8 protein-coding genes are annotated in these 20,322 nt (G+C 42.5%); all 8 read right to left on the bottom strand.

Annotation, left to right across the window (positions count from 1 at the left end):
* Positions 1-56: 56 nt before the first annotated feature.
* Positions 57-2,819, bottom strand: a complete 2,763-nt coding sequence (locus EKN16_RS25980; RefSeq protein WP_232016025.1) for a stalk domain-containing protein — start codon at positions 2,817-2,819, stop codon at positions 57-59.
* Positions 2,820-3,004: 185 nt separating this feature from the next.
* Entirely contained in the window at positions 3,005-7,408 is a 4,404-nt protein-coding gene (locus EKN16_RS25975; protein WP_125663720.1) for an Ig-like domain-containing protein, read from the bottom strand.
* Between the two features lie 158 nt (positions 7,409-7,566).
* Positions 7,567-8,769 carry a methionine adenosyltransferase gene (gene metK, locus EKN16_RS25970; protein ID WP_125663718.1) on the bottom strand — a complete coding sequence of 401 codons (1,203 nt, stop codon included), beginning with the start codon at positions 8,767-8,769 and terminating at the stop codon, positions 7,567-7,569.
* Between the two features lie 216 nt (positions 8,770-8,985).
* Entirely contained in the window at positions 8,986-9,264 is a 279-nt protein-coding gene (locus EKN16_RS25965; RefSeq protein WP_125663716.1) for an alpha/beta-type small acid-soluble spore protein, read from the bottom strand.
* A gap of 91 nt (positions 9,265-9,355) precedes the next feature.
* Positions 9,356-9,901, bottom strand: coding sequence for a hypothetical protein (locus EKN16_RS25960; RefSeq protein WP_221226624.1), 546 nt, complete (start codon positions 9,899-9,901; stop codon positions 9,356-9,358).
* Positions 9,902-9,924: 23 nt separating this feature from the next.
* Positions 9,925-12,408, bottom strand: a complete 2,484-nt coding sequence (locus tag EKN16_RS25955) for a hypothetical protein (RefSeq protein ID WP_125663712.1) — start codon at positions 12,406-12,408, stop codon at positions 9,925-9,927.
* Positions 12,409-12,534: 126 nt separating this feature from the next.
* Positions 12,535-15,552, bottom strand: coding sequence for an S-layer homology domain-containing protein (locus EKN16_RS25950; protein WP_125663710.1), 3,018 nt, complete (start codon positions 15,550-15,552; stop codon positions 12,535-12,537).
* 495 nt (positions 15,553-16,047) lie between these two features.
* Positions 16,048-20,283, bottom strand: coding sequence for an S-layer homology domain-containing protein (locus tag EKN16_RS25945; RefSeq protein WP_164522998.1), 4,236 nt, complete (start codon positions 20,281-20,283; stop codon positions 16,048-16,050).
* Positions 20,284-20,322 lie beyond the last annotated feature (39 nt).

Genomic DNA, 20,322 nt, shown 5'->3' with positions numbered 1-20,322 from the left:
TTTCTTCATAAATCTGCTAATCTATCATATCACAGAAAAGCCCAGTCGCGTCCATATCATTCGACGGTAATCGTGCCCATTTTTCCATCCCAATTTACGGATAGGCCTAATTGCTCCGATACAAGACGAAGTGGGACTAATGTACGATCCCCACGAGAAATAGGTGCGACTTCAGACTTCAATCGAGTCCCGTTTATTATAAATTCATTGCGCCCAAGCCACATCTCAAGCAGCTTATCCCCACGCAGAACAGTTACCCTCTTCAGAGTGCCCTCCCAGTCAATCTGCGCACCCAATGCTTCCGTTACGAAACGAAGGGGCAAGTATGTCGTATTACTCAACACCAGAGGCGCTACGTCGAGCTTATACGCTTTACCAGCAACTTTAGCTACCTTGGAGCCTACTTTCAGTTCAATGGTCGTCTTAGGCAGCTCAGGGACGTTCGCCGGGTATTGAAAGCTTATATTGTCAAAAGCAAGCGAGCCGATCAGCAACCGCTCATCCTGTCCTTCGGCGAGAGAAGCTGCATAGATACGTTTCAAGGTAAGAGGGTAAGCGGTACCCGTCGGTAAATTCACCTTCAGCTGCTTCCAGCCCGACCAATTAACCTGATCAGCTAGTGTAACGAGGTAAGACTTTCCTGCTTTATCGATGAACTCCGCACGGAGCCAGTTATAGCTGCTGTCACCCATAACACTTATCATCATTGCAGACGGACTCCCGTCAATCTTCTGACCCGTTCCATTCAACGTGGCGTAAGCGGCTTTGGTGCCCGTACCCGCCGAGAAATCGTAGGTAAGCTGAAGCGACTTTGAACTTTCATTTCCTGGCAATCCAGTCACAACACTTGCAGAGCCCAATACACCATTCGTACCTGAGAACGAAATTGGGTAGGTGACCTTCTCAAAATCCTCAAATTTCTTATCTGTGCCGCCAGCGAGAATCGCCATCGCGGAGAAACCATCATAACGTGCGATTGCATATCCAACCGTTGAAGCAGGATTCACGGTGCCAACCGTGAGTGAATTCCCCGCTACTGTTCCTGTAAAGCCGCGCAGTTCCCATTTTACCGACTCTGCAGGCACTGTTAGCTTCCGTCCGTCTTTCAAGGTGATCCGGACTGGAACGGATAACGTCTTGCCTGCTTCCAATACCAGCGAGCTTGAATCAACGGTCATCTGCGCAATTTGATCACCTGCTATGATTTCAATCGGCAGCTTGTCACTTATTGCCCCCGCTTGAACCGTAACTGTTGTCTGACCCGATTTCGTTGCAGTGAACGTATTCCCAGAGAATGTACCTAGTGCTTCACTGGTCTTCCAAACGGGTGATAGGGTACCTGGATCGATAGGGTTATAGTAGGTATCATAAGCCTTCATCGCGTAGGCGGATTGCTGACCAATGAATACCGTTGCGCTGCCGCTGGCCTTTATGCCTCTCAGCTGACCTTGCGGTGCAGTCGTAAAGACTCCAATGCCGTTAACAACCTGACGCTGCGTATCTCCATATTCCGTTGGGAATGAGAGCTGGATGCCTGTCTCTCCTAATGGACGCGAAACCATAGTTGTCGAACCGCCTCCATCGAGGTTAATACCCCGCCAAACGCCCAGCTGCACCAATAGCTGCTGAAGCTCCACAAGTGTCGCTCCCTTGCTGCTGCTGCTGTCCTCTACAGTAACTAGCATCACCTTCGTGCCGTCCTTAGAGTAACCCACAGCTGTGCGCGCGCGATTACTCGCAGGGCTAATACTGCTTGGATCTCTCGAGAACTTCGCTGCAGCCCCTTGATCGACAAGTATTGTATGTCCGCCTACTAGCATTTGAAGCGTTGTTGGATCCACCTTCGCACCACTGGATTGAGCGATGAGGTTGTAGCTGGCCTTAATGGTCTGACCGACCTGTAAATGATCACGAACAAATTGAGCCGCTTTACCATGAGTTCTCAGAATGTAACCATCCGCCGGCGGCGTACCAGGAATCATAGAATTAACTGCAATCTGCATGACGACATTATTCTGAACGAGCACCTCGGTCGGAGTCGTCGCGCTATCGTTCACGTCGGGCCTACCGACCGTCCATGCGCTCGTATATATATACATCGCATCAGCATGACTATATCCATTGCCTGGCTCTGTTAAGTAAGCCGCTTTATTAATACCTGACAGGGCAAAGGTTGAACTATCAGCTGCAGTAATATTCCCTTCAAAACCGAACGAGTCAATAATGGGTTTGCGATCATTCGTCACAGCAAAGGCATACATCCCTGTCAGTTGGGATGTACTTGTTGTTAGATTCCCACCTGTAACCTCTGCACCGATAGGTGTGCCTTTACCGCTGGATACGTTGAAGAAATCTGCATTAACACCAGCAATGGCTCCACTCTTGTTCACCATATTGCCAACTGAGCTTACGCCCGTTACCGAGCCCGCTTTACCGTTCATGACGTCAAGCTTTACATACGGATTGGTTAGATCGATCTCTATGACATGAACATTTGAGATTTTGGCGCCAGTGCCTGCTTTATTCGCCCACTTAAAATCGATACGCTTCGCGCCTGCTGTAACCATCTCTTCAGAGACCTGTACAAGTTGCTGCTGCTGCGAGGCCTGCGTCGCTGCTTGTGACCCTGTCGAAGTCTCCTCGCTGCTTGCAGCGGCTGCTAGAGTCGGTATTACTATAGATAAGGGCTGAAGAAGCAGTGTTGCCCCCAATGTCAGGACGAGTAAGCGTTTAGATGTAGGTTGGTAAACATTCGTATGAATAGCCTTCTTAACCGTTGTCAGCATGAACCTCTGGTCGTTCTTTTCTAGATTGCGCATCTTTCTAGCAACTCTCCCATCTTGAAGTCTATTAGAATTAGACTAGTAAACGACGGGAAAAGTTACGTCCGATAGAAGAGTCCTATCAATATCGCTTTGGCGAAAAGAAAAAGCTATCTGGTCCAAGGACCAAATAGCTTCTCATTCCATTCCTATATAGATGACTACAACTTACACCTTACACCTTACACATTAATGAAATGCAAGTAATCCAAAAGACGTTTGATCATAACAGCAGCTTGTGCGCGTGATGCAGCCGTTTGGCCACCGAACGCACCGGTAGATAAGCCATTAATAACTCCCATTTGAACAGCCTTCGCTACATCGGTCTGTGCCCATGTACCAATCTTGTTGCTATCCTTGAATTTTTTCAAAATCGTTGTTGCGTTCTGTGAGAGTGTAATCTGCACTTCTGCCGCGCTAGCAGCACGAACCATCATTGATGCCATCTCTTCACGTGTAACCGTACGATTCGGTTTGAATGTACCGTCTGTCATCCCTTGAACGATACCAGCATTGCTAGCAGCGCCAATATAGGCCGCCAGCGTTGTTGATGTATTCACATCTTTAAACTTCGCAGCTGCTTGCTTATCTCCATTTAATCCAAGACCTTTGGCAATAAACATCGCGAATTCACCGCGTGTAATTGATTTCTCCGGTGCGAATGCAGTTAACGTGCTACCTTCAACGATATATTTGTTTGCAAGGAGCAAGATATCATTCCTCGCCCAATGATTCGTAATATCAGTGAAATTAACCGCCCCTTTAATCACGGTATACACACTATTGCCTTTACGCTTGAAGGTTACAACCGACTGACCGTTCACTTGGGCAACTTGTGTTGGTGCGTAAGTTAGCTTATTCGTTTGCGGATCAAGCCACACAACAGCTGTAGACCTAGCATCCAAATTTGATGCGGTCTTGATCGTACGTGTAACAAATCCGCTTAAAGTATCCAGTGACTTGGATTGTCCGTTACTGTTCACGCTCAGGTCAAAGCTCACTGGGCTCACAAGCATTTGGGCATTCGCGGAATTCAGGGCAGCCGTTAACGGTGCCGCTAAATTTGTTGCATTCATATCAATTGACACATAGAGCTGTCCGACTGCACTGCTGGCATTCGCCAATTGCGCGAGCTGCGGGAAATTAAGCGCACTTAGCGGAATTTCATAGGAAGTATCTTTATAAACAATAGCAATCGATCCGTTCGATACCGTTTTCTTAGCATCTTCCAATGCGCTTAACGAAATGGCAACCAAGCCAGCATTCTCGGTAGTAGGAACTGTGAATACGACACGCGGCGACATGCCTGAGACAGAACGAACCGTATTGAAAGCAGCTGCCACTTTCTCAGCCGATAGTACATATTGATTCGCTGACTTTCCAGCAGGAGATACGCCATTAACCTTCGTCACTGCTGTTTGCTTGATGGACAATCCACCGCCATCAGCAGCTTCAAAATCCCCCGACATATTATCTGACCATGTCGTTTGATTCGCTGCGTTGGTATCCGTAAAGGCCGTTACCAGCGCACCTGTCAACGCTCGCAGCGATAGCCCCGAGGAGGCATAGCTGACTTTAATCGTATCGCCTATCGCGACCGGCGTATAAAGAGTAAGAATAACGGATGAACCACTTATCGTCGCGTTCGATACGGGACGAGTAACATTATTAACCTTCACCGTGAACTGAGATGAATAAGGCACGTATGATGGGTTAAGAATCGTAGAGAACGTTAGGGTTATCATACTTGCTTTAGCCACAGCACCATTAAGGGAGATCCCCGAAGAACTTCCGCCTGCCGTCGCTGTCATTCCGCTAAAAGCTGCCGCAGCATTACCTGCGCTATCTGCAATAGCAGGTGTTCCACCCAGATAGGTAACAATAACATTATCACTGGCGTTTAATGCTGCTCCCAGATTAAGAATAACCTGCGTACCCGATACGCTGACGTAGCTAACCGATCTATTTGTACCATTTACAAGCACGTAGAAGGAGCTAGCCTTCGGAATCAAAGATGAGTTCAGCGCTTCATCATAGGTCAAAGTAATTTGACTGTTCAGCGCAGATACGCTTTGAATTAATGGGGCTTTCGTATCCAGTCCATTCTGGATATAGAAGCTGCTGAATGAAGCTCCCGCATTACCCGCCAGATCCCGAATCGGATACGAGGATGCATAGTAGGACACATAGACCGATTGTCCATTCGTAACGGGGTTGCCACTGTAGTTCAAGAATAAGACGTTTCCGCTTCCTGTCACCTGAGTGACCGTTCTAGCTGAGCCATCCAAATAAACCGTAAACTGACTGTAAGCATAAGGACTCACTGCAGCAAGCTCTTTACTATAGGATAAAACAATGAGATTACCGCTAATACTTCCACTAACTTGTACAGGCGGGGTATTATCAAGCACATTCGTTACATCGCGGTTCGAGAAATTAGCCGCTGCTAAACCCGTTAAATCTAATATTGCATTCGATCCAGCTGAATAGGATACCTTAACCGCTTGGCCGTAAGATACGCTGCTTTGCAGCGTCAAGCTGACTACAGTCCCGCTGACGGCAACACTTGACACAGCGCGTCCCGAGCCATTTACCGTCACATAGAAATTGGCTGGTACAGGAACTGAATTGGTATTGAGTGCTTTATTAAAGGTCAGATTAACCTTTATGTATCCGACCATTTCCGCTTTGGAGATAACGGGAGCACCCGCTGCGGTGTTCGTCGTTTTGAAGGTCCATTGATACTGATTGAGAATTCCATCAAAGCGATTGCCCGCCATATCCGTAACAGTGCCCTCTGCCATCTCAACATAATAATCCGTGTTAGCAGCCATATCCCCATTGATGGCAATGAGCAGCTTCCGGTTGTTGAGTGGGTCGATCGATAACGTAGTAGAAAGAGGTGAGTTTCCTGTCCCTGATATTCGTTTCACCTTTACAGCCGTACTAGCTGAAGCACCTAGCTGTATCTGTTCACTAAAAAGAGCTTCTAACACAACACCATTGATTCCTATATTGATACTTGTATTTGCCGGTGTTTGAGTAGTTAGCGTTGGTTTTACCGAGTCCTGGGTTATGATAAAGGACCAACCGTTGGAACCTGCAATACCTGCGTAATTATTGCCCGCCGCATCACGGAAGGCTTGTCCGCCAATCTCGACATAATAACTCGTGTTATTAACAAACGAAAGATTCGCATCCACTACTGTTATTTTATTTGTACCTCCGCCTTTCACTTTAGAAGAGGTCACCGGAATGGTCGTAAACACAGAGCCAGATGGTAGTGATTTAATCACAATGTTCCCGCTGCCTGGATAGACGGGCTCACTGAAATTCATCTCCAGGTTCAAGGTCGGTGTAGCCTGCACATTAAGCGGTTTGCGATCAATCAGTGTTGGCGGCGTTACGTCATTGCCTGGATCTGTTGTAAAATGCCAAGCTGTCGCATCGATGATGCCTTGATAAAGAATCGTGCTATCTGTTTTATCTTTGAAAACACCAGAATCAATTAGCACATAGAATCCCGTGTTAGCAGCTAAATCAGCTGGAGGATTTATCGTTACAATCGTTCCTGTCGCATCAACTGTTACATAACTGGAGTTAACAGGCAGAGTTTGTACCGTGCTGTTATCAGAAATCTTATTGATTCTAATCGATCCAGTACTTGCTGTATTAATAACAACCGCAGAGGGAAACGTTAGAACCAAATTAGCCGTTGTGTTAACAGAGAAAGAGTTAGTAAGTGGTGAAAGAATAGGTGTTCCAAGTGGTGGAGCATCCGTTATGAACCGCCATTGTGAGGACGAAACACCAGCAAAATTATTTCCTGCCCCATCCTGGAAAGCTCCGCTTGGAACAATCACCTCGTAGTTGCTGCTGCCCTGCAGCAAACCTGGTAGATTCACCGTAATTGTAGCACTACCATTACCAGTAACATTACTTGAAACAACGGGTATAGATTGAACGTCACCTGGTACACTCATATTAGTAACTGTAATACTGCCGTTAGCTGCGTATACAGGTTCGCTGAAGTTCAGTGTCAGTGGTGTATTGACTGAAGCTGTACTTGGTGTAAAAGGCGACTTGCTAGCAAGCGTGGGCGCAATGATATCTGCAACTGCCACCGTAGTGAAATTCCATGTCAAGGTACTATTCATTCCTGCATAGTTCGCATTATTGCTCTCATTGATGAACGCACCGGCATCGATGGTCACATAGTAGCTAGTATTCAAGTCAAAACTAGTACTAGGAGTTATCGTTACTACGTTCTTGCTGCTCGCTCCAATTGAAACTTTGCTATCTGATGAAACTACGTAAGATTGAAAGAGTTGATTATCACCCAATCTCTTAATCGTTAATGTAGCTGGGCCTGTTCCTTTTTTCACATTTTCATCAAAGGTCAGAATTAATTTAGCATTGGTAGGGACATTGGTAGAGCTGGTAGATGGCGACGTACTTAATACGACGGGTCCAGCCGTCGCTGCTGCTGCTGGTGTGGGACTGAACGTGAAGCCACCAATTCCGAATTGAACCATTAAAATAACAACTAATAAATAAGATATACATTTGCGATGATTTCGGACCAACTATATCCACTCCCTAATTAAGACACTCGTACTCTATTTTTCGGTAAATCCCCTTCATAAATGAAGGGCTCACAACTAATTTCCATTGTATAAAAAGTATACAACAAAAGCCGCCTCCCTAGAGAGACGGCTTCAAAATAAAGTTGCAATAAATTAATTTAAGTTAGTGCGTCAGCTTTAAGCTTATCTGCTTTGTCTACACGTTCCCAAGGCAGATCAATGTCCGTACGTCCAAAGTGGCCATATGCAGCCGTTTGAGCGTAGATTGGGCGACGAAGATCGAGCATTTTGATAATACCCGCTGGGCGAAGATCAAAGTTCTTTTGAATCACTTCAACGAGCTTCTCTTCTTCTACACGGCCAGTTCCGTAAGTATCGACGTTAATCGATACCGGATTAGCAACACCAATTGCATAAGCAAGCTGAATTTCGCATTTGTCAGCAAGACCAGCAGCAACGATATTCTTCGCTACGTAACGAGCAGCATAAGCAGCAGAGCGGTCAACCTTTGTAGGATCCTTACCGGAGAAAGCACCGCCGCCGTGACGAGCATAGCCGCCATACGTGTCAACAATGATTTTACGACCAGTCAAGCCAGCATCACCTTGTGGTCCGCCAATAACGAACCGGCCTGTTGGGTTAATGAAGTATTTCGTTTCTGCATCAAGCCATTCCGCTGGAACCACTGTCTTGATAACATGCTCGCGAATATCCGCTTGAATTTGCTCAAGTGTAACTTCTTCTGCATGCTGTGTAGAAACAACGATCGCATCGACGCGTTTCGGTTTTCCGTCAACGTATTCAATTGTTACTTGTGTTTTACCATCTGGGCGAAGGTAGTCTAGTGTACCGTTCTTACGTACTTCAGACAACTGGCGAGAAATGCGGTGTGCTAGTGCAATTGGAAGCGGCATAAGCTCAGGTGTTTCATTAGAAGCAAAACCAAACATCAGCCCTTGATCGCCTGCACCAATATCTTCATTCTCTAATTGAACATCTTTACCATCACGTGATTCTAATGCAGCGTTAACGCCTTGAGCGATATCTGCGGATTGTTCGTTAAGGGATGTCAAAACTGCACATGTGCTGGAGTCAAAACCATATTTGGCACGCGTGTAACCGATATCCTTGATTGTACGGCGTACGATGGCTGGAATATCAACATAATCAGCACTGCTGCTGATTTCGCCAATAACTAATACCAAACCAGTAGCTACGGATACTTCGCAAGCTACACGGGCATACGGGTCAGCTTCAAGAAAAGCATCGAGTACCGCATCAGAAATTTGATCACAAATCTTATCCGGGTGTCCTTCTGTTACGGACTCCGAAGTAAACAAATGACGTTTTTGTAACGACATTGTTCATCAACCTCCTACATCTGAATTAATCTAAGTATGATGGATAAAACACACTTAAGACTGGAATTATAAAGAAATCAACGTGCCAAAGAACTAACGTTGAACGTGTCGATTCCAAAAAATGAACCTTTTCCGAGGTGGAAAAGGTCCATGACAACTCTCTAAAACAGTATGATACCGAATCTGTCGCTTTGTGTCAATGGCACCAGACTTGCTTTACAAACCTTTCAACACTTCCTCAGCTCGTTGTATGAGCTGACGTGTCATTAGACCGCCGACCGAACCAGCATCCCTCGTGGCTAACTTGGACCACTGTACCCCTCCGGGGGTTGCTGTTGGTTCCGAAGCGCCCAATTCCATAGCGAACTCCGTATCACCGAACCGATCTTGCGTGATGACACCATTAGTCAGACCCAGTTCAGCAGCAATTTCGTATTTCATCTGATTCAATGCTTCGCTACAAGCAGGAACGACTTTCCTTGAACGATTCGACATGCTGCAAGCACCTCCTGATGTGATACTTGTAGCATGTGTCGATCTGATGATTCCGACGCTCATAATATGTTGTCAGTTCGGGTAAAATTAACTATTGCTGCTGAAGTTCATAAGCACCGCGCACAAGCACCGTTAGCCCACTCTTTTGACCTTCAGCAGCTTGTACGCCACGTCCTCCACGAGGAAACAGGATAAGGTGATTATTCGGTACGGACTTACCGTTAGTAATATCTGCACCATCTGTAAGATCAGAGATGCCGTTCGCATCGGAGCTGTAAGCAACTGCCTTGCCTGCCCTTACGACAAATTCAGCGCCATCCTTAGCGACCAATCGCTTCGTGAGCGGAACACTGACCACTTCAACCGATTGTCCGCTCTGACCTTTATCTAGCTCCTTACGGAACCCGTCCAGTGTAGCTTGAAGCTTCTGCTGGTCAACACCTTGCTTGGAAAGCTCCGATTTGACAATGTCCGCAACCTGCTTGTCGATGTAGCTCTTGGTTACGACTGGGTCGTTGACGGAACCTGGAGTGATGGTATCACCCTCTCCTTCAACCCGGTTAGATAATACAGTACCCAGAAGTATAGCTGCACCTAGAGTTGCAACTACAACCGCCGTCTTTATTTTGCCATTCAAAATTGACTTACCTCCTAAATCTACTAACCATTACTAAAAGGTTTATTCATAGTTTGTGTAGCTAGTAGTTTCTTATGCCCTTGGTAACCATCATAGATATTTAGAGTATATTGTCTGTAAATAATTCCCCACAGCTTCTGATCTTCAAAAGCTACAGAAGCTTTTATATCTTCACCAATTTTAAGGGCATCATTACCATTCTCCAACTCGAATTTCTGTTCGAATTTATTATCTTTATCTACCAATTCAATAACAAGCTGATGATTACCTGCTACTTTCTCGTAATCCGCTATCTTTGATAAATCATATTTGAAATCAAAATTGATTTTATAAGTATCTTGTAGTGATTGTGAGATGTTATCAATAGTTATCTTATAAGGATTAATTTTAAGATTATCAAATGTTGTTTGCACATCTGTTTTTTCTACAGGCATATGATAATTAACAGCATTTACATAACCATCAGCTATCCCATCGGCTGTTGTAAACTTACCTTGTGTAACCCCTTGACCAACCCACAACTCCACTCCTGTTAAATCATAGTTTTTTTCTGGAAACTTAGCATAGGCCATAACTAATGAACTTTTACTTGAACTTACTTTATCTTTAATATTTTGGAAGTTTGCCTGAATATAGTTTCCATCTTTTGTCTTAAAATAAGCTTGCAAATTTGCTAAATTAGCAAAACGTTGTTCTAAATTCTTATAGTCAAACTCAGCGTACAAGATCTTAGAATTGTCTGCAACGTAAGTATTCACTTGAGTTATCATAAGAACTGCTGTTCTACCAACGCCTTTAACATCCATAGTATCCGTTGGCTTTAAGACTGGTAATATCATTTTATTCCCACTTAGCTTGAAACGACCAATTGGAGTCGAAGCAGCACCATCTGCACCTGCGGCTTCTGATAAAACAACGGTTATATCGCTTGTATTATAAGTGTATGGAACCTTGGTGCTTACGATATATTGAAAATATGTACTACCCGCTATTGCGACTGTATTATCAACAGGTATGAGTTGAATGTCTTTGTCATCTACTTTAAATCCATTTAACAGTAAAGAAGCCTTGATATTGGGTAAGGATTTTGTATTTAATTGCGGATTTCTTATTGTAATAACTGCATTCACCAAATCTTGCTCGCCCCAAGGAAGTCGTTCTCCACTTATTACTGAGAATTCGAATAGACCTTGTTGTGTTACATATTTAATAGCTTTTTGACTGGCGTTTTGATCGGTTGATTGAGATGGGACTTGGAATAATCCAACTACATAACCTTTTTTATTTTCTTCACTAGTTTTACGTATAACAAGCTTTAGATCAGTTATTTTAGTCCCATTAGGCAGACTGAACTGAAGGTACTGTTCCTTTACAATTGATGGAGCTAGTTCTACTGGAGTTGTTTGCGTGAGTTTCGCAGGATATAAGGCCCCTCCAGCTGTCATTAAAAAATAACTGTAAGCTGGCAAATTAACAGTTTGTTTACCCCCGTTATTTAATGAAAGATACATCGATACCGCTTCATTATCAGAGTTACTATCGTAGAACGTATCTCTAATCTTCGTTTTGATATTCACACCATCGATAGAAATACTACCTTCTGTATTCGGTTTAACAAATATCTCTTGTTGACTAAGAGGTTTAATCGTATATGTAGCTATTGGCGTCTCTGCCTTTGACTCTTGATTAGTAGCTGTAACAATAAGCTGCATATTAGGGTCTAACTTAGTTATTGGGAGACTACCGAAGAGTTGAATCTCCTTGCTGCCACCTGGGTAGAGCTGCTGATCACCAGTTGCATCAACGTTCATTTTACTCAAAGTTCCACCAGAACGCTTAATGTAATAATTAAGGTTTGCTAAAGAAATTGTTTGACCGCTATAATTCGTTAATCGATATACAAGGGCACCTTCAAGTTGCCCCCCAATTACTGCAAATTGAGAGCGCAAGAGGATGCTGCTCATTTTCTTATTATCATATTTTACGACTTTTCCTGCGCCTGCCGCTACAACTTGATTATAACCGATCGGAACAGATACCTCACCAAGTGTTCTGGTATAAGACGCTTGACTGAAATCCCATTTAATTAATTTGAACTTAAAATCCGTTAAGCTTGAGTTCATATTCACCTTAGCTGAGAAATGAAAGTCTTTTGTCGATTTAGGAATAACTTTACTATTCTTCGCATCTGTATCATCTAACTTAATTGTATATTTATTGCCACTCTTGGTCCAGAGCTCAACCCAATAATCCATAAAATTGAGGTCTTTAGAAGAACCATTATACACAGAAACTGTAAAGTAAGCTGTTTTCTCGTTTCCATACAAGAATTGTAAATCAGTTACCTGAGCTGAACTTGAGCCACCAAGGTTAAACGCCTTCAATGTAGTAGTAGTTGAGATTGTGGCCGCTGCCGAAACTTGTGGGGTAAATGATAATTGTGTAATTGGCAGAAGTGCTGTTGAAGCTATTACTATGGAGAAGCCAGCACGTTGAATAAATCGCATCTATCATCATCCTTTTTATTGTTCTATTGATATAGACGGATATATTGACAAAAAGTTTCAATGAAATTAAATAACAAAAAAGCTGAACCGAATTTCTTCGGTTCAGCTTTTTATTAAGGTCGTAGACTAAGCTTTTACAACTACTTGGAAAGTAATTGTTTTACCGTTTGCTGTGATTGCAACAACATTGAATGTGTCGCCAGCAGCGATAGTGGATACAGGTGCTGGAGCAACACCATCAGTGATAGTGTGGCCGTTTGAAATGTTAGTGATGTAAACTTTTGTGAATACACTAGGAGTAATTGCGACACCGTATTGGTCAGTAGTTTTAACAACAGCTGTAGCCAATGCATTCACTTCAGCTACTGTATCAACAGAACCTTTAGCAGCAGAAAGAATTAAATCGCCTTCTTTAGTGCCAGCACCAGCAGTTTGAAGTTCAAGTTTATCCGCAACAGAAGCTGCATTAGAAACTTTAACTGTTTTGCTGATTACTTCACCATTACCACCAGTAACAGTTACTACAAAAGTAGCTGTTACATCGCCATTAGCGAATGGAGTTGCTCCAGGCAAACTAGCGTGCAATTTGTTAGAAGTTGGTGTTGTTGTTGAAAGTCCAGAAGTAATTGTATCTACTGTGAAGAAATCATTAGGAACCGCAACTTTAGTAGCGTCAGCAAGAACACCGTTCACAGTGACTTGACGATCATGATCAGTATTTCCGTTGTCAAGCAATGTACCAAGATCAGGTACTTCATAAGATTGAATATCGCCTTTTTCTACCACTTTAACAGTGAAAGTAAATGCGCTACCCGCTACTTCAATATTGTTTTTAAGCAATTTAACTGTAATTGTTGAAGATCCTTTAGCAACAGCTGTTAGTTTACCAGAAGCATAAGTTACTTTCCCAGTATCTGAGCTAGTTACATCAAGGGAGTAGTTAGCTCCACCCCATGTTGGAGTAATATCACGACCATATTGGTCTTTAACCACAACGTTACCAGTAGAAAAATCAACAACAGCTGTTTTTGCAAGAGTTGTTGTTAGATCTTTAGTTGCGGAGATAACTGTTGGTACAGCTGCATCTACAACAGAGATAGTAACTTGTTGAACTTTACCAGTACCTGTTACAGCTGCAACAACAACTGTACCTTTAGTTGTAACATTGGACAATACTAGTTTAGCTGTTTTCTTAACATAATCTTGTACGAAATCAAGATTCCCAGCGCTTGAAGTCAAGCTAAGCAATGCGCCTGCTGATTTAAGAGCACTAGCAGATGTAATTGCTACGCCAAATTGATCAACCGCAACGAATGGGATTTCAATATCAGCACCAGCAACCGCAACAGCTGGAGCACTCAACGTAAGAACGTCAACCTTAACTGCTTCTTTAACTACTACATCAAAGGAAGCAAGTTTACCAGAAGTTTTTGAAATGATAGTGACTTTGGAAGTACCAGCTCCTGGCGTACCAGCCAATGTCAATGTCAATTTACCGCCATCAATGTTAGCATCCCAACCATAAGTTGGAGTAGAAGAACCACCAACAACGTTAGTTACAGTAGGGTTAGCAATTGTAAGAACTGTGTCATTTGCAAAATCTGTAGCATTGCTGATTTTATTACCGTATTGATCTTTAGCTGAAATTACAAGTTTGAAGTTACCTGCAGTTGAACCAACAGCCAAAGTTTCATTATCAGCATTGTACAATTTTTCAATTGCGATTTCAGCAACTTGAGCTTTATCAGCAACAGTAAGTACTACTGAAGCAAATGTGTTAGAAGCGGAGTCAATTGCACTGACTGCCACTTTCTCATCTTTTGCGAAGACAGTGTTAGATGCTGCAATGCCAGCAGCAGTATTATTATCAATTGTCAATACTCCTGAAGTAGCCAATGACGCAACACCTTTACCAGCTGTTACTGTCAATTGACCAGATTTAGCAGCAGTTACATCTTCACCATATTGGTTAGAGATTTTAACAGTGGAAGTAACAACTTTAGCATCAGTGCGTGAGAATACTGCTTTGTCGTTTACAAATTCAATTTTAGCAATTTTTTCTGCTACAACAGTGATTTTAGCAGAAGCATCAGTAGTTGCACCTTTAGCAGCGATTGTGTAATCACCAGCAATTAGGTTAGTAGCAAATTCAAGAGTCGCCGTCATTTTGTCGTCGGAGAAAGTTGTTTTTGCAACGTTAACTACAGTGTTAGTAGCGTTCTTAACTTCAAAAGTTACTTTAGCAGTATCTACTGCTTGGTTAAGTTTCACTTCTACTTTTTTAGCGCCTACAACAGTAGCTGTTGCAGTCAAAGCTTGAAGTGTTACAGTAACTTCATATTTAGTACCATTGTACTCAACAGTTACTTTTGTTGCTGTACCAGCTACAAGAGCAGTGTCAAGAGCTTTTTTAACTACGCCACCATCAGTGAAAGTTACTTCAATGTTTTTAGCGTCGATAACTTTTGCTTCTTTAACAGTTACAGAAAGAGTGCTGTAAAGTTTGTATGCAACGTCTACCAATGCTCCACGTTTAGCGTTTACTTGGTAGCTAGGAGCTTCTGGAAGCAGGCCTGCTTCGATTGCAGCAGCTACATAACCTTTTGCCCAAGGTGATACTTTACCAGTAACTGCTTTGTCAAGTTGGGGAATACCACCAACCAAAGTTGCGATTTTCGCTACTTGCTCAAGAGTTACTTTACCAGTAGGAGCAAATTTAGATGCGCCTACACCAGTCATGAAACCAGCTTCAGTTACGGAACCAATTTGACCAACTGCCCAGTGAGTTTTTGAAACGTCGCTGTAATTTTTAGCAGCTGCTGCGTTGTCTTTAAGATTAGCAATTTTCGCAAGAACTTTTGCAAATTCTGCACGAGTCATTTCGTTTTCAAGACCAGCACCGCCTCCTGGATAACCAGTGAAGACACCTGCTGCTTTCAATTCGTCAAACTTTTGTTGAGTTGTTTTTTCAGTTGCAGTTGTTGTAGCGTCAGCAGCAAATGCTACGGAAGCGAACATTGAGAAAACCATAGCAATAGCTACTAATAGTGATAAACTTTTTTTCATAACCTTTGTTTCTCCTCCTCTAAAATGCTTCGGTTGTTGAGATGTTTGAATGAAATATTGATTGCCCTTTTGTCTCATTAGCCGATTCACCCCCTTCCCAGAGTTGAGCAGATTTCGTATAAGATGTCTGCGATCCGTTCATCCTTGTGGAATGTTGTCGCAGAAACTTGTAAACAGAAGAAGTTTGTAAAAATTGGTAGACTAGCAAAGCCACTTTAATATTATACAATGGGCTAATTCTAGCGTAAAGAGCTATTTGTGAATATGTTCCAAAAATACACGGGCCATTCATTCTTACCGCTATGTACATGTATTTAAACGCAGTAGGTTCGAAAAAGTTGCGTTGTTGTTAAAAAAACTTTTTCAATCCTTATTATGTCGCCTATTCTGTCGATCCTGCGAGGACAAATCTATTTCTACCTACTTGTCCAGCACGAATGTAAGTATAGCCCAAAAGTCTCATCAACGTCGATAGAAAACATTTCCCAAGTGAAAAGAGCATCATTAAACGCCTCTTCCTTTTAATGGAAGAGGCTGCCCAGAACATCATGGGCAGCCTCCATGCTCAACTATTTAATTCATCTTTGGAAGTCGTTTCAGGTCTACAAGCACTTTACCCATAATAATCGCCGCATCAGAACGAAGAAGACTTGACTTGGGCTCGAATACGTAACCTTTCTTCAAATCAGAAGCATCAATCGGCACTCCTTGAATGTAACCCTTTTTAGCTATTGCCAGAACAGCAGCTTTAGCATAGTAATTGATATCCGAATAATCCTTGAAGACCTTCTGCAGGCCCTTATCGATCTTAGCCGGATCTGTCTCAAGCTTGAGATTTAATGCCCTAGCAAGGAAGACTGCTGCGTCACCACGAGTAAGATTGGCCGTTGGTTCAAATGCTCTAGGCTGTGTCCCACGGATAAGACCTTCGCGTGCCGCTGTTTCGATATAGCTGAAGTCCCATAATGCGTCTTGGTTAATAATTGGAGGAACATCGTCAAAGTGCGGCTTGCTTAGCTCATAGTTAAGCGGCAGATTCAGCGCCTTAACGACCATACGCGTAAATTCACCACGAGTTGTGTACATGTCTGCACCAAAATCATCGAAATTGGCGGCATTCATGACACCCTTAGAGAAAATAGCTTCCATATAGTTACGTGCATACGGATGATTCGTTACATCCGCGAAAGAATAAGTCATTTTGGCAACGACATAATAACCGAATTGATCGAAAGGAACAGTAATCGTATTCTTCTTGGGATCCACTGTTCCACCCAAGTTTACCCAGAATTTATTCTTCACGTCATAACGGTACACCGTAACAATTGTTCCTACACCTTCACGCATATTCGGATCAAATGCAAGTGTTAATGTACCTCGTTTGGATACGATGAGTTCTCTGTCATCTGGACGATCATCGTAGGTCGGTATCTTCGTGCCACCCGGTCCCTTAGCCCCTGGATATTGATAAGGATCTACACCCATCTTTAATGGATCATAACCAGATGTGCTTGGATCATCAGCAAGACCTGCGTCAATCCAGTATACAGGACTGGATTTCGCAAAACGGGTCGGGAATGACACTTTAAATCTTGTACCAAAGTTCTGCATGATTAAGTCAAAGTCTGCCGGCGGACTATCATATTCACGCCGATCCACTACACCATCTTCTGGATTGGCAATTGCAAACAAGAGCTTATGATCTGTAAACACTTGATTCTTCAAATTAGCAGGGACGTTAAAGTCTCTCCGAATTAGCGCTGTGCCTTTTGGGAACGTTAGGCTAACTGCGCCATCAAAGACTTTATTTGAACTCTTCATATCATCTAAAAACTCTGCACCAGGTATATTAGTTGGTGTGTATTTAATTTCAAAGTAGTTGCTTACTTTATTAGTCGCACTTTCAATTGTGAAACTAATTTTGTTTAGCCCTGGTTTCAATCCAGTAACTGTCGTCTTAAAAGCATTTGGATATTCAATCCCATTCTGGGGATTATTATCCGAATCATATGCGAATTTATCCGCTACTTGCTTATTAATGGTCACTTTTTCAGCGCCCTTAGCATTAATAATCACATCTACAAAGTTCTTATTCGTGATACCCTCTGCAGGTAAATAAGGACGAAGAATTTTATAAGGTAAAGTCGTTGGATCAACTTCTAAGCGGTAGGTCGCTTTTGGACCATATAGACCACTGTTAAAAACATTAAAGAGGTATACACTCGAACTACCATCGGCATTCAATTCTTGTTTCTTCAATAGGAAAGAGAATGCTTGTGTAGCCAGATCGTATCGAACGACAAGGTTACCATTGATTGCACCACCGTTTGGATAAATCCCAACATTAGCGTCACCGTTAACAACCATGAAAGGTTGAGATAAACTCCATGTAATATCAGATGTAAGTCCTGCACCAGTAATTTTGAAAATATAATCATTAGCTGGAAGATGAGTAACAGAAGGTGACAGATCATCATCAGTTAATAATAATTGCATTTTGCTCTCTACTTCTTGATAAGTCTTTCCGAGGTCGATAAAGTCAAATGTACCATAAATGTTCATGAATGCTTCATTCGTTGTGTATATGGCACCTTGCTTTTTGAACTTAGGATCATTGTAAATAGGTTTAATATCACTAATGCCCTCTTGAAATGTGAACGGGAAAACGCCAGTTGTATCTGCAGGTATAATTGGCAGATTGGTTGGTATTACATTAACACGAACAATTTTCTCATAATAGCTTTTGGAGCTTTGAAATACCAGTTTAATGACATTCTCACCATTATAAAGGGCCTTCATCACTGAAGTTAGTGCTGTTAATCTCCCTGTTGCATCTGTAACATCAGGTATATCCAGCGTAAAATGTGTATCATGAATATCATTACTGTCAACATTTTTTATTTGAAAAGGAACATTATTAATATAGAAATACATAGTACGCGGTCCCGCTGTTGGATCTGCCTTATATCTAATCTCACTAGTGTCATTGATGTTTTGCAATTCACCTTCAAATAAGTTGAACTTCGAAATAATTGCAGAGTTACCACCAATTATTTCGTTGATCCGATCACCAATCGCTTTTGTCGAATCATCTTTGACTTCCATATGATCATAAACTGTTTTGAAGTTCACATAAGGACCATACAAAAGTGTGAATTTCGTCTTCTCAGGACCTGCACCGCCAGCCACACTGAATGTGATTGTTTGTGTTCCTTCATAAGGCATCTTAGGAAATTCAATGATAACACGCTGGAACGTTTTTAGCTGACCGTTTACTATCTTGGTTACTAGAGGTTGACTAACAGGCTTGATAACATATGTCCCTGAAGGAATTGTACCTGGGGTTCCGCTGTCCATATGCTTGCCATATAAATCCTCGATTCGATCAACGTTAACAGTTTGGCTACCCCCGGCAGGATTTCCTACGAGAATTTCAACACCCAAAGGAAGACCGTAGAGGTTCTTGCCATTTAGAGAGACGCCTTCTATTCCCTCATAGGAAGTGGATTTATATCCTGGCAGGTAGTTAATATCGCTTATGAAAGCTTTTGTACCGTCTCTTAGAGAGAAATACAAACTATTAGTACCTTCCTCAGTCGGGGTTAGATTCAAATGAGCATTAACTTCATTTCTTGCTGACAGCTTAAAGTTATACAAAGCATCTTTTGATAATGCACTTATTGCTCCTAAATTGATTTTATAATCATAAACAAAGAACAAGTCTGTCGCCGCTGGTGTACCTACAACTGATATACTCGCAATACTTCCAGTAAGATCATCATACTGAGCTGCGCTCACGAGTTTCATTGAAGCTTTAAGCGATGCCTTCAAGTTGTTCGCATCAGTAGCAGCTGAATACGGATCTGGATGTGGAAAGAACTTCTTTGTTGGTGGAGTTGTAGTTGGGTCTGTCACTACCTCATGATAGCTGTTGGGCACAATTACTTTACCTGTAACCGTCAGTGTATTCGCATTATCCGAATAAACAAAATTAGGACTATACTCAAGTGCTTGTGACTGGGCTGTTGCATTGGCTGAATCGATTTCATTCAAATTCACATCATAGAACGTTACACTGCCATTATAAAAAGCTATATCGCGTGTAGTTTCTATAACCTGTGTTCCATTTGATATTTTGATTTTTACGGAATTCTTCCCTTTTTGCAAAGTAATCGGCGCTGCTGCAAACGTATTTCCATTGGCACTGTTAACAGAGTAGGTTTTACTGCTACCATTAACAACGATGGTTACAGATTGTGCATTAGGTGCTTTACCTGTAATACTTATATCAGCTGTAGAACGGCCTTTAGAAGCATTGGACTGAACAACTGTAGTTCCATTCTCTAAGATTGGAAAATTGTTACCGTCCAGATTGGCGGTAAGATCATACAGCATAGGTCCATTCCGATATTCAACGTAGATGGAGTTAGTAACCTCACCGCCGCCTTGTGTTCCTTTAAATGTGATTTTGTTCAAACCAGGGAAAAGCTGAATGTTGAATATTTGAACAGAAAATCCAGCCACTGAAACGTTACTCGTCAGATTTTCTCTCTTACTTCCGATTTTTTCTGTAGAAGGGTCGATAATCTGATAGACATTATAAGATATTGATGTCGGATCCACATTATTAAGTGTACCCGTGAGTGTTATTCGCTCGTCTGTAGTAACACGCGGCGAGCCAATTTGATCACTTTCACTTGGGAATGTGAAATTCCCTGTAGCTGCTGTAGCTGTCTGGATACCGCTGGCAGGCAGTAGTTGGATGACTAAGGCTAATAAAATGAACCATGTACCTAATTTCTTAATCACGATATGCCTCCTCCACTTGAGTACCAATCTCATAGTTTA

The sequence above is a fragment of the Paenibacillus baekrokdamisoli genome (assembly GCF_003945345.1).
GTDB classification, from domain to species: domain Bacteria; phylum Bacillota; class Bacilli; order Paenibacillales; family Paenibacillaceae; genus Paenibacillus_Z; species Paenibacillus_Z baekrokdamisoli.
The sequence above is the reverse complement of the archived record's forward strand: the minus strand, read 5'-3'. Positions and strand labels throughout refer to the sequence as shown.

Bases quoted from the DNA above. Each gene is read 5' to 3' on its own strand.
- EKN16_RS25950 (WP_125663710.1), bottom strand. From the start codon at position 15,552: ATGAGACAAAAGGGCAATCAATATTTCATTCAAACATCTCAACAACCG.
- EKN16_RS25955 (WP_125663712.1), bottom strand. From the start codon at position 12,408: ATGCGATTTATTCAACGTGCTGGCTTCTCCATAGTAATAGCTTCAACA.
- metK (WP_125663718.1), bottom strand. From the start codon at position 8,769: ATGTCGTTACAAAAACGTCATTTGTTTACTTCGGAGTCCGTAACAGAA.
- EKN16_RS25965 (WP_125663716.1), bottom strand. From the start codon at position 9,264: ATGTCGAATCGTTCAAGGAAAGTCGTTCCTGCTTGTAGCGAAGCATTG.
- EKN16_RS25980 (WP_232016025.1), bottom strand. From the start codon at position 2,819: ATGCGCAATCTAGAAAAGAACGACCAGAGGTTCATGCTGACAACGGTT.